At 60.5% G+C, this 13,081-nt stretch carries 11 protein-coding genes; 4 read left to right on the plus strand and 7 right to left on the minus strand.

What is annotated here, in order from left to right:
• Window positions 1–217 precede the first annotated feature (217 nt).
• Together ACROUL_RS01145 and ACROUL_RS01150 are read left to right on the plus strand one after the other, a co-directional pair.
• Entirely contained in the window at window positions 218–2,041 is a 1,824-nt protein-coding gene (locus ACROUL_RS01145) for an autotransporter assembly complex protein TamA (RefSeq protein ID WP_431297727.1), read from the plus strand.
• Window positions 2,041–5,559, plus strand: coding sequence for a translocation/assembly module TamB domain-containing protein (locus tag ACROUL_RS01150; protein WP_431297728.1), 3,519 nt, complete (start codon window positions 2,041–2,043; stop codon window positions 5,557–5,559). Before ACROUL_RS01145 ends, ACROUL_RS01150 begins: the two co-directional genes overlap by 1 nt.
• A 6-nt stretch (window positions 5,560–5,565) precedes the next feature.
• Here ACROUL_RS01150 and ACROUL_RS01155 read toward each other — a convergent pair whose 3' ends face one another.
• The 6 genes from ACROUL_RS01155 to ACROUL_RS01180 all read right to left on the minus strand — a co-directional run bounded on the left by ACROUL_RS01155 (window position 5,566) and on the right by ACROUL_RS01180 (window position 10,779).
• Window positions 5,566–6,249 carry a YjbF family lipoprotein gene (locus ACROUL_RS01155; RefSeq protein ID WP_431297729.1) on the minus strand — a complete coding sequence of 228 codons (684 nt, stop codon included), beginning with the start codon at window positions 6,247–6,249 and terminating at the stop codon, window positions 5,566–5,568.
• On the minus strand, window positions 6,246–8,270 hold the full coding sequence (locus ACROUL_RS01160) for a YjbH domain-containing protein (protein ID WP_431297730.1): 2,025 nt from the start codon (window positions 8,268–8,270) through the stop codon (window positions 6,246–6,248). Before ACROUL_RS01160 ends, ACROUL_RS01155 begins: the two co-directional genes overlap by 4 nt.
• Before the next feature lie 215 nt (window positions 8,271–8,485).
• Window positions 8,486–8,935: a MarR family winged helix-turn-helix transcriptional regulator gene (locus ACROUL_RS01165; RefSeq protein WP_431297731.1), complete on the minus strand. Its 450-nt coding sequence runs from the start codon at window positions 8,933–8,935 to the stop codon at window positions 8,486–8,488.
• Entirely contained in the window at window positions 8,932–9,762 is an 831-nt protein-coding gene (locus ACROUL_RS01170; RefSeq protein ID WP_431297732.1) for a carbon-nitrogen hydrolase family protein, read from the minus strand. The genes ACROUL_RS01165 and ACROUL_RS01170 overlap by 4 nt, the downstream gene beginning before the upstream one ends.
• Window positions 9,762–10,019, minus strand: coding sequence for a glutaredoxin 3 (gene grxC, locus ACROUL_RS01175; RefSeq protein ID WP_431297733.1), 258 nt, complete (start codon window positions 10,017–10,019; stop codon window positions 9,762–9,764). The genes ACROUL_RS01170 and grxC overlap by 1 nt, the downstream gene beginning before the upstream one ends.
• Window positions 10,020–10,056: 37 nt before the next feature.
• Window positions 10,057–10,779, minus strand: coding sequence for a double zinc ribbon domain-containing protein (locus ACROUL_RS01180; RefSeq protein ID WP_431297734.1), 723 nt, complete (start codon window positions 10,777–10,779; stop codon window positions 10,057–10,059).
• Window positions 10,780–10,802: 23 nt separating this feature from the next.
• On the opposite strand from ACROUL_RS01180, the gene ACROUL_RS01185 reads away from it, so the two are divergent.
• Together ACROUL_RS01185 and hemH are read left to right on the plus strand one after the other, a co-directional pair.
• Window positions 10,803–11,642: an SAM-dependent methyltransferase gene (locus ACROUL_RS01185; protein WP_431297735.1), complete on the plus strand. Its 840-nt coding sequence runs from the start codon at window positions 10,803–10,805 to the stop codon at window positions 11,640–11,642.
• Between the two features lie 53 nt (window positions 11,643–11,695).
• A complete protein-coding gene (gene hemH / locus ACROUL_RS01190; RefSeq protein WP_431297736.1) occupies window positions 11,696–12,811 on the plus strand; it encodes a ferrochelatase in 1,116 nt (371 codons plus the stop codon).
• A gap of 61 nt (window positions 12,812–12,872) precedes the next feature.
• Here the strand turns inward: hemH and ACROUL_RS01195 are convergent, their stop codons facing one another.
• Window positions 12,873–13,055, minus strand: coding sequence for a hypothetical protein (locus ACROUL_RS01195; RefSeq protein WP_431297737.1), 183 nt, complete (start codon window positions 13,053–13,055; stop codon window positions 12,873–12,875).
• Window positions 13,056–13,081: the final 26 nt, after the last annotated feature.

Genomic DNA, 13,081 nt, shown 5'->3' on the forward strand with positions numbered 1-13,081 from the left:
TTGGACCCCGTCGCAGCTGTTGAACGGCATATACGGCGGCGGAACCGAGTCTGCAAGGGCCGTGTTGTTGGCGCAGAATGGTTTGGAAACGGATTTGGCAATTATCAAATTGTATCGCGGATTGGTCAGGGCGATTTTCCGGCACATGCCGCGAAGGCTGATTGCCCTTGCTTTGGCAACCTGCGATAGTTCGAAATGGACGATTTATGAGGCCCGCTTGGCAGCGAACCGCCCCTTTTTATCGCTGCTTCCGGTCGCAGCCCTGACCTTTGCCGCAGGGCTTGTCGGCTTGCCGGCCGGGGCGCTTGACCGTCTGGATTTTGTCGTCGCGGGCGAAGACAAGAAGCTTACCGAAGCAGTTCGCGATGCGTCACTTCTGTTGTCGCAACAGGCGCAGGATCAGACGGATCCGCAGGATCTGTTCGCTGCCGCTCGTGCCGATTATGCCCGCATCGTCAACGCGCTTTATGCCCGCGGACACTATTCGGCGGTGGTCAACATAACTCTCGACGGGCGCGAAGCTGCGGCGATAGCACCGTTCGAAGCCCCCGCCCGGATCGACCGGATAATGGTCACAGTCGACCCCGGCCCACTTTTCAGGTTTTCGGAAACGACAGTCGCGCCGCTTCCTAAGAAAACGGACCTTCCGCAAGGCTTCCGTCCCGGAGAGGCCGCCGAAAGCGGCGTGATCGCGGATGCGCTGTCAACTTCGATCTCGGCATGGCGGGATACCGGCCACGCCAAAGCCGGTCTTTCGCGGCAGGATCTGGTCGCCGACCACGCCAACGCCCGACTTGCCGCCGACCTGCGGCTTGACCCCGGGCCGAGGCTTCGGTTCGGGACGCTTGCCATCGAAGGCACCGAACTCATGCGGACGCAACGGGTCCGCGAGATCGCAGGCCTGCCGGAAGGCGAGGTTTTCAGTGAGCGCGAGCTGAAGCGTGCCGCCACTCGGCTACGAAGGACCGGCATCTTTTCCTCTGTCGCGCTGACCGAAGATGAAGCGATCACTGCACCCGACCTTCTTGGCATCACCGCCACCTTGGTGGAACAGAAACCGAGGCGCTATTCGCTTGGTGCCGAAGTTGCCAGCCTCGATGGTCTGGCGCTGACCGGATACTGGCTGCATCGCAACTTGTGGGGCGGCGGCGAACGTCTGAAGGTCGAAGGCGAGATCACAAACATCGGATCCGGCTACAGCGGTGTCGACTACTCGCTTGGTGTGACACTCGACCGCCCGGCAACGATCACGCCAGACACCACCGCTGGCCTGACTTTCGGCATCTCTCATCTTGATGAGATCGACTATTATGCCAATACTGTAGAATTCGGGGTGGCGTTCACGCAGATCGTCTCTGAACAACTTACAGCGCGCGCTGGCCTGACCTACAAGGCGCAGGAAGGCCGCGATCCCGGCGGATCGTTCAGTTTTCGCAACCTTTCGCTGCCAATCGGCGTGATTTGGGACCGCCGTGACATCGCCACCGACCCGACAACCGGCACCTATCTGGACGCAGAGATAAAGCCGTTCCTTGGCTTTGGCACCAGCGATTCAGGCGCACGTCTTATGATGGACGGGCGCGTCTACCACGGCCTGGGCGAGCCCGGCCGCCTTGTTCTGGCGGCGCGCGCGCAGGTGGGCGCGATCCTTGGGGCGAGCGTGTTTGGGACCCCGCGCGACGACCTATTCTATTCCGGCGGAGGCGGGACGGTCCGCGGGCAGCCCTACCGGTCGCTGGGGGTTTCTGTGTCGCGCGGATTCGGGCCGGAGTTCCTCATTGGCGGCACCTATTTCCTTGCAGCTTCGGCGGAAGTGCGCGCCAAGGTGACCGACCGTATCGGGATCGTGGGATTCTTCGATGCAGGCCGGATCGGGGTGGACGGCTTTTTCGATGACGGGGGCGACTGGCATTCCGGTGCAGGGTTGGGGCTGCGCTATGACACCGGGTTCGGGCCGGTCCGGATAGATGTGGCCGCGCCTGTAGGTGGAACGACGGGGGACGGTGTGCAGATCTACGTCGGTTTGGGGCAGGCGTTCTGATGCATCGCGCGCTTGCCGTCCTGTTGTTGTCGGCGGTTCCGGTTCACGCCCAGGACGATGGCGGCGGGTATCTGGAAGCTTTTCTTGAGCAAAACCTATCCGGAGCGGGCCGCAATGTAAGCATCACCGGCTTCGCCGGGGCGATGTCCTCCGTGGCCTCGGTCGAAAGCATTACGATTGCGGATGATGAAGGCGTGTGGATCACGCTTAACGGTATCAAGCTGGATTGGAGCCGCTCGGCCTTACTGTCTGGCGAAGTAGTGATCAGCGAGCTATCGGCAAAAGAGATCATCGTCGCGCGTGCGCCAAATACAGACTCTGGCACGCTTGCACCGGAAGCGCAGGGGTTCAGCCTTCCCGAGTTGCCGGTGTCAATCGAGATCGGCCGCGTTGCCGCAGACCGGATTGTGCTGGACCCGGCCCTGTTCGGGCAGGCGGTTGAGGGTAGTCTGGAAGCCTCCTTGTCGCTGGTCGGGGGCGAGGGGAATGCCTCTCTCGCGCTCATTCGCAACGACAGCGGGCCTGAGGGCACGATCACTCTGGATGCCGCCTATTCCAATGCGGACAAGAATCTCAGCGTGAATCTTTTGGCTGCCGAGGGGCAGAACGGGCTGGTGACAACGCTTCTGAATTTGCCCGGTGCGCCAGCGGCAGAGCTTTCGGTGAAAGGCAGCGGGCCGTTCGACGATTTTGCCGCCGATGTCCGCCTTTCGACGAGCGGGATCGACCGTCTGTCGGGAACTGTAACGACAGCGGCCGTTGACGGGCAGGCCTACCAGTTGTCAGCCGACCTTTCCGGCGATCTTGCCCCGCTGTTCCTGCCAGACTACGCTGAATTCTTCGGTTCTGAAGTTGCTTTGCGACTTGAAGCGACGCGGTTACCGACCGGACAGATCGATCTACAGACCTTCAAGGTGGCCACCCAGTCCTTGCAACTGTCTGGCGCCGTCACACTTGCCCCCGACGGCCTGCCGCAAAAGATTTCAGTGCTGGGACGGATCGCATCCCCGGATGGTTCGCCTGTGCTTCTGCCCCTGAGCGGCTTGCCGACCCAAGTGGACGAAGCGAACCTGACGGTCGAATTTGCCCCCAGCAGCGGCGAGGGTTGGTCCAGCGCGGTCGACATTCGCGGGTTGAAACGACCGGATCTTGTCGTCGAGCATCTGTCGGTCAATGGATCGGGGCGCATTGGCCGGACGCCTGCGGGACGCAACTTCGGGGCCAACCTGACGTTTGCAGCCGAGGGCATTCAGCCCACCGACCTAAATCTGGCTCAGGCTGTCGGTCCTGCGGTGACGGGCCGGGCCGTGGCGCACTGGCTGGACGGCGACGGCGCGCTGAGCCTTCCCTTGGTTCGGATCGAGGGTGAGGGATATGCGGGCAAGGCCAGCCTGAAAGTTGCCGGGCTGAAGGATGCCTTCCTGACCTCGGGTCAGATCGACCTTACCGCCGATGATTTCTCGCGGTTTAGCGGGCTTGCCCGGCGGCCCCTTGGCGGAACCGGCAATGCCACCCTCAAAGGGTCCGCCAGCCAACTTTCCGGTTTTTTTGACATTCAGGGCGCTTTCGAAGGCAACGGGCTCAAGATCGGCATTGCCGAAGTGGACCGTTTGCTTGCGGAGCAATCGACAACCACCCTGTCCGTTCTTCGAAATGAAGGCGGAACGGTCCTGCGGTCGTTCGATCTGGAAGCGAAATCGCTTTCGGTAACGGCGTCGGGAACTTTGTCATCCAAGGCATCCGACCTTACGGCGAACCTGACGTTTGCCGATCTTGGTGCGCTTGGTCCGGGCTATCGGGGACGCGCGGAGATTGCCGCAACCTTTTCCGGAGCGCCGGACGCCGGGGTTATTCGCGTCAACGGGACCGGATCCAACCTTGGGGTCGGGGATCCGCAACTGGACCGCCTGCTGCAAGGGAAAAGCCAGCTTTCCGCAGCCCTTCGCCTGAACGAGGGCATGTTGGAGGTGGAGGACGCGCGGCTTGCCAACCCGCAAATATCCCTGGCTGCAACGGGGGCCGTTACTGGCGCGAAGCGAAGCATCACACTTGACGCGAGGCTTGCAAACCTGGCGCTCCTTGCGCCGGGCTTTCCGGGTGAGTTGCGGTTTGGCGGAACTGCCGAGCAAGATGCGCGGGGGTACGTCCTGGATCTTCGTGGCAAAGGGCCGGGTCAAACCGATGCCAGGGTCACGGGCCGCTTGTCAAAGACCTTTGATGACGCCGACATTGTCATTTCCGGGGGAGCGCAGGCGGCATTGGCAAATGTGGTTCTTGAACCACGCGCAATTTCGGGGCCAGTGCGTTTTGACCTCAAACTTGTGGGCCCATTGCGGCTTTCGTCCGTGTCTGGACGGATTTCGCTTTCCGGCGGGCGCATCACCGACCCTGACCTTGGGATAGCGCTGGTGCGGACGGAAGCAATTGTCGATCTTGCAGGCGGGGCGGCGCGGGTTTCGGCGACAAGCGAGCCGTCTACTGGTGGCAGGGTGCGGTTAGACGGCACCGTAAAGCTGCAAAGTCCCTTCGTCGCCGACGCCGATATCGTGTTGAACCGTGTCCGGTTGGTGGACCCCGATCTGTATCAGACGTTTGCCGATGGCACGCTCAAGATCACCGGCCCACTTGCCGGAGGCGCGCTGATTTCAGGCAGGGTAAACCTGTCGGAAACGGAAATCCGGGTGCCCTCGACGGGCTTTGGCGGCGCGTCTGGGTTGCCTGACCTGCAGCATCGCGCCGAGCCTGCTGCGGTTCAGGATACCCGTCGAAAGGCTGGGATGATGGGTCAAGCGAGCGACGGCCGACAAGCCCAGGGGTCTGGCGCGTTCAGGCTTGACGTAGAACTGCTGGCGCCGAACCGGGTGTACGTCCGCGGTCGGGGCATTGACGCCGAGCTTGGCGGATCACTGAGGCTGACTGGCAGATCCGACGCCATTGTGCCGGCGGGCGAATTCACCCTGATCCGTGGGCGCCTGGACATATTGGGCAAACGGCTGATCCTGTCGCAGGGCAGCATGGTTCTTCAGGGTGATTTCGTGCCCGAGATCAACATTTCTGCCAGCACAGAAAGTGACGGGATTGTCAGCTTTGTCACGATGAACGGACCAGCCAACCAGCCTCAGGTGGAATTCACATCGAACCCGGAGCTGCCGCAGGAGGAGGTGCTGTCGCGCCTGCTGTTCGGGCGGGGGCTCGATACAATTTCCCCGCTGCAGGCAGCGCAGCTTGCCAATGCCGTCGCGGTTCTGGCAGGGCGCGGCGGAGTTGGGGTGATTGGACGGCTTCGGCAAGGCTTTGGCCTGGACGACCTGGATCTCACAACCGGCGAGGACGGAACCGCGTCGCTGCGCGCAGGCAAATACCTCTCCGAGAACGTCTATACCGAGGTTGAGGTGGATCAGGAGGGCAAGAGCCAGATCAACCTGAACCTTGACGTGCGTCCCGGAGTGACGATGAAGGGCCGGGTTGGCGCCGACGGTGATACCGGAATCGGCATCTTTGTCGAACGCGATTACTGAGGCCTGTCAGTCGACCGCCAGTTCAAATTCGATGTAGCCTGTTCCCGGGCTGGTCCATTGCCGTGACTTGCGGATGACCGACCCTTCAAGCCAGAAATCGTTGGTTATCTTGCCTTCGGCGCGGACACAGGTTTCTTTCAGGTGGATGGTGCGGTGCTGGCGTTCAAAGATCTCGATGGTCTCGGCCCCGACGCGTGACATCGTACAATCATAGGAGCGGCGGTTGCTCTGGTCGTCTTCGCCCAGAAAGAAATAGGTCCGTTTGTGCATGCCGTCCACCACGCGCAGATCGACAACAGAAGGGGCCGCTGCAGACATAAGGTCCGGCCCGATTCCCCTTGTCTGAATAAGCACGCCGTCGCGCAACGCGAAGGTGGTGCCATCTGTCGTGGACCACGTCACGACGTCGCCCTTTGTGTCGGTCACAGTCACCAGTGCATCCGCTGCGCGCGACGCGATGACGACACGCAGGATCGATATGCCGTAAGCCTCCAGATCGGCGCGCGAGGTCCGGGCCACGCCGGAAGTCTGGGTCGCCGGTGACGCCTTTCCGGACACGCGCGCCATCGTCGTGCGCGCGAGGCCAGAAATCGCAGAGACCATAGGCGAAGGTTCGGACTTCTCGTTTCCGCAGGCAGCAAGGGCCATTGATGCGGCGCAGACCACCACAAGTCGGGTCAATGAGTTCAACGCCAGACCCTTCCCCAGCCACGGTCAAGGGAATCCGAATGGTAGTCGCGGATCGATTCGTAAAGCCGGCCGTCAACCTCAAGTCGTGCGCCGCCATCGCCGGTCGACGGGCGCAGGGTTGCACCTAGCCCGCCTTTGCTTTGCTGCCCGAGCGCCCAGTTGACTGGAATCGAAAAACGAACACCCTTGTCGAAGCCCCCCTCGCCAAAGTCGGCTGAGGACACGTCGGTCACTGTTGCAAAAGCGCCAACGCGCCATCCATTCGCAAACACCCGATCCACCGCAATTGTGCCGCCAACGTCTCCGGCGAGGTATCTTCCCACATCCACCTTTCCGACGAAGCCGTTGCCGAAATCGTAGTAGGCCGACAGGTAGCCGGTCACGATGTCGTAATCATACTCGTCAAACCCAAAGCCACCATCGGTGTCGCGCTGTTTGGAATAGTTAAGCTCCGCCCCAAGGGCGAGCGAACTTTCGACTGGCTTCCACAAGAGTTCACCCGAGATGCCCGCGTGCATGCGTTCGAGGTAGCCGACGGTAACCCGTGAATAGATATCTGTCGTGGGGCGAGCATACCATGCCAGCGTCAACCTCTCCAACGCCGGGTCGCCAAACTTGCTGTATCGTGACCCGTCCGACCGGACGTGCGGCAAGACCGACGACGAGGGATCACCCGAACGATCCGCATTGCCGGCCAGATGCTTGTAGATCGAGCCAGCAAAGATCAGGCCCGGACGGGCGTCGTAGCTTGCGCTCAATCGCACGCCCACATCGCCCTTGAGCGGCTCACTGACGCGAAGTGCAGGTTTCAGGCTCCAGTTGAACTTGGGATAAAGTTCATCATTCCCTATGGCATTGGCTGGAAGCGGGCCAGCATCGCCCAGTGACACACGACTGCGCAGCAGCGACGCGTTGTCGGCGGCGAATTCAAGCTCTTCAATGTCGCTGCGCCGGATCGTCACCTTCGAGGCGCCGATGCCGTTCGCCACCGGGACGATTTCGAAAACCTGGATCGAGGCGGGCATTACATGCGACAACGCGCGCGCTGTTCGACCGATGGCTTGCGCGCCGGCGTCGATCCGGTTGTTTCTGATCCGCACCTGAACCACGGTCGACGAATAGGCGATATCCTGCACGACGATACCGTCTGCAGCGAGCCGCTTGGCTAGATTGTCGCGCAGGATGGGACCTGCGTCTTTCTGTTCCACCCATTGGCCGTCGTATGCGTCAGGGTCTTCTGACCGGGAAGGTCGCAGCTTGACCGGCACAGGCGCCGCGCCCATCAAGCCGCCCGTCGCCCGGTTTTTCGGATCGAGGATCAGATGGAAAACAAGGCCGATCTCGGTTCCGTGCATGGAATAGATGCCGTAACGGGCAGACGGACCTTTCTGGTATTCGAGGCCAAAGTTGAACGGACTGGTACGCTCCAGAATTCCGCGCTCTTCGGTTTCCAGAAGATAGGCGTCCGACGAATATTCCGCCTTCATAGTCCAGCGGTCGTTGATCTTGTATTCGATACCGCCGAAGGCAGCCATCTCTCCGCGGAACCATTGGTGTGAATTTGGAGTGCCGGCATCCCCCGGCTCAAGTGGCGGCCGCGCGCCAAACGGGGCCGTGCTTCCGCCGTAGGTGCCCAATCGACCCCATCCGAGACCTGCGGTAATCTTCGCACGGTCAGTAAAGGTCTTTGTGGCCGCGATATACTCCGCTGCGAACATGCTGCTGCCAGTGAAATCCTGAAGCCCGATCGTCAGTGACGGCAGATATCGGGTTTCCCGTAATAGTTGGTAGTGTAAGTCGACACTTCGGTCGTCGAAGGTTGTGCTATCGGTTGGGAACAGCGTGTTCCAGTCGCTCCACTTCTGGAATCGAAACGCCGCAGACAGGCGCGGTGTGATCTGGAAGCTGATCGTGCCTCGCGTCACCGGCCCGACCATAGATGCACTAAACGAGAAGGTTGCATCGTTCTGCGCATCACCGGAGGGCATGTCGATCACGCCGGTGGCCCCGTTGATGTTCAACGATCGGGTCATCTCGGCAGCAGCAGGATACCCAGCCAGCGCCAGCCCGATCAGAACTGAAACAGAGGCGAAGCTTCGAAAAAAGGGCATAGCGTCCGCTATTTGGGAGATGGTGACAGTCTAGGGAAGGGTGCCTGCCATCGGCAAGACCTATTGTAGTGTTACCCCGCATTGGCCCAACATGCTGCGCGTGAAAGCGCCGGCCAGGATCACGCTCAGGTGCCGTCTTCTTCAAGACGCAGGCGCAATTCGCGCAGAACCGACAAAAGCCCCTTCACACGGTCTTGGCCCAAGGTCTGTACCACTTCGCCGATCAAGGGAACGACGCTGGCAACCGCAGAGTCGCGCGCGGAACGGCCTGACGGGCTGATCGCGACGAACTTCTGGCGGGCATCCTCCCAATCGGGCCGGATATGGATGTGACCGGCCCATTCAAGTTTTGCCAGAGTGTTGGTCATGGCACCCCGGGTCACGTGAAACGACCGGGCCAGTTGCGCCGGGGTGCGTTCATCGCCGATCCGGGCCAGATGATTGAGCACCGAGAAATGCGACAGCTCCATCCCCTTGGGAAGCACGCGGGATATACGGCTTCGGGCCAACTGGTCTGCCATGAAAAGCTCGCCAAAAAGCGCGATGGCGATGTCTTCGGTCTTTTCATTGCTCATGGGCCGTCAAAGCCCCGGTCGTGACTAAGCGATGGCACGCGACGCCGAGCCTCGGCCACGCGCGACAGATCGAGATCGACAAGCGTTACGCCCGCTTCGGTTCCACCATCTGCAAGAATTTCACCCCAGGGAGCCACGGCAAGCGATTGGCCATGCGTGCGCCGGCCCTTGCGGTGGGTTTCGGCATGAAAGCCAGTCTGAGCGGGCGCAAGCACAAAGCATCCCGTTTCGATCGCGCGTGCGCGCAGCAAGATTTCCCAATGGGCGGCACCGGTGATGTGGTTGAAGGCCGCCGGCACGGTCAGGATGTCGGCCCCGGCCTGAGCAAGGCGACGGTAGAGGCCCGGAAAGCGCAAATCATAGCAGATCGTCATTCCGATAGCGCCGAACGGCGTGTCGTGCACAACGGCGCTCTGTCCCGGCCTGTAGCCTTGGCTTTCGCGGTAAACTTCGGTTTCCGACACATTGACATCGAACATGTGAATCTTGTCGTAGCGCGCCGCGACTTTCCCGTCTGGCCCGACCAGAAACGACCGGTTGGCGAAACGTCCGTCCGCATCCTCGGTCAACAGCCCCAGCGAACCAATCAGCAGCCAGACTTCATGCGCGTTGGCCTTCGCGCATAAGGCGGCAAGCGTTTCATCCTGTGCTTCGTGCCGAAACACCGACCTTTGATGCGCCCGGTCCGACGAAAGTCCGTTAGTCAATTCCGGCGTGAGGATGAAATCAGCTCCGCCTGATGCAGCCTGATCGACAAGGTCTTGCGTGACCCGAAGATTGTCGACCGGATCGTCGGTGACATTGAGTTGGACCAGTCCAGCCCGCATCAGCTGGCCAACAGCGGGTCAAGCTTGTCGGCATCGTCAAGCGCGTGCAAATCGTCAGAACCCCCGATGTGCAGGTCGCCGATGAAGATCTGCGGAACGGTTCGCCTGCCACCTGCGCGGGCTGTCATGGCCTGCCGTAAGTCGGGATCGCGGCTAACGTCGATCTCGTTGATCGAGACGGCCTTTTTCGCCAGCAATCTCTTTGCGGCGATGCAGTAGGGGCAATATGGCGTGGTGTAGATGTCGATTTGCGGCATGACGACCTTCCGAGTGACCCATGCCGACTATATGCATTTAGGCGTCCTTCGCAACGCGGGCCAGACTGAGAACCGACACGGATGCGGCACCTGCGGCAAACAATGCCTCGGTAGCAGCAGCGAAGGTTGCGCCAGAGGTCATGACATCGTCCACAAGCAGGATCTCGCGTTGGTCCACCAGCTTTCGGTGTCTTTCCGGCACGGCAAAGGCATCGCGCAGATTGGCAAAGCGGGCATCGCGATTGCGGCCTTCCTGGCTGCCAGTGGTGCGGCGCCGGATCAGTCCGTCCGGGCAGCTTTCCAGACCGGCCAGTTTTGCGACTGCCGAAGACAGCAGGGCCGCCTGATTGTAGCGCCGCCTGAACAGCCGGAACCAGTGCAGGGGAACCGGAATGGCCAGCATGTTCTGCTTGAGCATCGGCCGCGCGACCTTGTGCATCCAAAGGGCCGCAGGACGGGCAAGATCAAGCCGGTCGCCATGCTTCAAGGCAAGCACAATGCGCCGCCCGTTATCCTTGTAAAGCATAGCAGCGCGGCCCTGGCTCCACGGACGTGCAATTGTCATGCAATCATCGCAAAGAACGGTGCGTTCAGAATCCTCGCCCTGAAGCGGAACGCCGCACAGGTCGCAGACCAGGCCTGCGATGAACGACGTTTCACGCCAGCAATCGCCGCACAGCCCGAAATCCGACGTGACACCGGCCCCGCAGCTGATGCATTGGGGCGGGTAAAGAACCTGGAGCGCTTCTTGCAAACCCACCTCAGCCCCCTAAGCTTACCACGATGAAAGAGCATCCCAAACTTACCGACTGTGCCGCTCTGACGCGCAACCGGCAACGGGCCATGAGTAGTGCCGCCCATCAAGGGGCAAGTTTTCTGCACGACGCCATGATCGCCGACGTTCAGGAAAGACTGAACGAGGTTAACAGAACCTTTACGGACCCCGTGATCGTCACGGGTTTTCCGGAATTCTGGCAAAGCGCGCTTCCGCAGGCCAAGATCGTGCCTGATGATGACGTTCTTTCGCTGGAACGGTCGCGGCACGATCTGGTGATTCACGCGATGGGGCTGCACTGGGCGAATGACCCACTTGGTCAGCTTGTTCAATGCAGGCTTGCCCTGAGGCCCGACGGTCTGTTCATGGCGCAGTTTCTGGGCGGAAGAACGCTTCAGCAGTTGCGCGCCTGTCTGGCGCATGCCGAAGCCTCCGTCACCGGCGGTGTGTCACCGCGCGTTTTGCCGATGGCCGAGATCCGCGATCTGGGCGATCTGCTGCACCGCGCCGGATTTGCGATGCCGGTGGCCGACAGTACCTTGCAGACGGTTCTTTACGGATCGCCCTACGCCCTGCTTAGCGACTTGCGCGCAATGGGGGAAACCAACGCCTTGACCGGTCGTCTGCGGCACCCGACCAGACGGTCGATCATCACCGAGGCCATGACAATCTATGCTGCCACCTATGGTGACGCTGACGGAAAAATTCCCGCAAGCTTCGAGATCATGAGTCTGACCGGCTGGGCACCCGACGCAAGCCAGCCAAAAGCACTTCGCCCCGGATCTGCACAGCAACGGCTGGCCGATGCCCTTAACGCGCAAGAGCGGCGACTTTCCGACGAAGGTTGACCCCGGGCCATAAGCCTTTATGTCCGGCTGTAACGATTTTCAGGATCAAAGCGATGCTTGACACCAAGGCGGGCCAGACCCCGCAATACGATACAGGGCTGCAGGAACCGTCGATCGACAGGCCGGGAGAGGGGCGTTTGCAGCATGCTCCGGCAGACCATCCACCAGTCCGCCGCGCTAAGATCGGTGTCCTGCTCGCCAACCTCGGCACGCCGGACAACTACGATTACTGGTCGATGCGGCGATATCTGAACGAATTCCTTTCGGACAAGCGGGTGGTCGATTATGCTAGCTGGAAATGGCAGCCGCTATTGCAGCTTATCATTCTGACGAAGCGACCTTTTTCATCAGGTGCCAACTACAAGCTGATCTGGAACCATGAGAAGAACGAAAGTCCGCTTCTGACGATCACGAAAGACCAGACCAAGGCGATCGCCGCAGTCATGGAAGAGCGGCACGGAGCTAACATCATCGTCGATTTCTGCATGCGCTACGGAAATCCGTCTACCGAGTCCAAGGTGCGCGCGATGGTCGAGGCGGGTTGCGAACGCATTCTGTTCTTCCCACTTTACCCACATTATGCCGGTGCCACGTCTGCTACTGCGAATGATCAATTCTTTCGGGCACTTATGAAGGAACAGCGCCAGCCGGCAGTCCGAACGGTAGCGGAATATTTCGACCATCCGCTCTACATCGACGCATTGGCACAATCGGTCACCTCCGCCTACGCCGCCCTTGATCACCACCCGGACGTCTTGGTGGCTAGCTATCACGGGATGCCAAAACGATACCTGATGCAGGGTGATCCCTATCATTGCCAATGTGCGAAGACTTCGCGACTGCTGCGCGAACGGCTTGGCTGGGAGAAGGGGTCAATTGACACGACGTTCCAGTCTGTCTTCGGGCCAGAAGAATGGTTGAAGCCCTACACCGTGGAACACGTGGCCGAACTGGCGAAAGCGGGGAAGAAACGGATCGCCGTAATGGCACCGGCCTTTTCAGCCGACTGCATCGAAACGCTTGAAGAGATAAATGGCGAAATCCGCGAAGCATTTCTGCACGCTGGAGGCGAATCGTTCACTTATATTCCGTGTCTCAATGACAGTGCCGCGCATATCGAAGCACTTGCAAAGGTGATCGAGGAAAACCTATCCGGGTGGCTTGGCTGACAGGCAAAAAAGAAAAGGACGGCAGGATACCCGCCGTCCCTTCCTTATTCTGGTCGAAAGATTAGCTCGACGAGACAGCAGCTGCGATCACGAGCAGCAGCAGCAGCGGAACAATGATGCCGCCAGCCGACGACGAGGTCGCAGCTTCGACAACTTCCGGTTCCATAACAGGCTCAGCCATACCACCAGCGAAGGAAGCAGTGGCGACAGCGGTAAGCGCGGCAGCGAGCGCGAGTTTCTTCATGTTAACCTCCAGTTAATGCGTGCCAC

The sequence above is a fragment of the Tabrizicola sp. BL-A-41-H6 genome (assembly GCF_050632395.1).
Taxonomy (GTDB): Bacteria; Pseudomonadota; Alphaproteobacteria; order Rhodobacterales; family Rhodobacteraceae; genus JAUYQR01.

What these genes read in the sequence shown, in the direction of transcription:
- ACROUL_RS01150 (WP_431297728.1), top strand. Translation starts at nt 2,041, where the DNA reads ATGCATCGCGCGCTTGCCGTCCTGTTGTTGTCGGCGGTTCCGGTTCAC.
- ACROUL_RS01165 (WP_431297731.1), bottom strand. Translation starts at nt 8,935, where the DNA reads ATGAGCAATGAAAAGACCGAAGACATCGCCATCGCGCTTTTTGGCGAG.
- ACROUL_RS01170 (WP_431297732.1), bottom strand. Translation starts at nt 9,762, where the DNA reads ATGCGGGCTGGACTGGTCCAACTCAATGTCACCGACGATCCGGTCGAC.
- grxC (WP_431297733.1), bottom strand. Translation starts at nt 10,019, where the DNA reads ATGCCGCAAATCGACATCTACACCACGCCATATTGCCCCTACTGCATC.
- ACROUL_RS01185 (WP_431297735.1), top strand. Translation starts at nt 10,803, where the DNA reads ATGAAAGAGCATCCCAAACTTACCGACTGTGCCGCTCTGACGCGCAAC.
- hemH (WP_431297736.1), top strand. Translation starts at nt 11,696, where the DNA reads ATGCTTGACACCAAGGCGGGCCAGACCCCGCAATACGATACAGGGCTG.
- ACROUL_RS01195 (WP_431297737.1), bottom strand. Translation starts at nt 13,055, where the DNA reads ATGAAGAAACTCGCGCTCGCTGCCGCGCTTACCGCTGTCGCCACTGCT.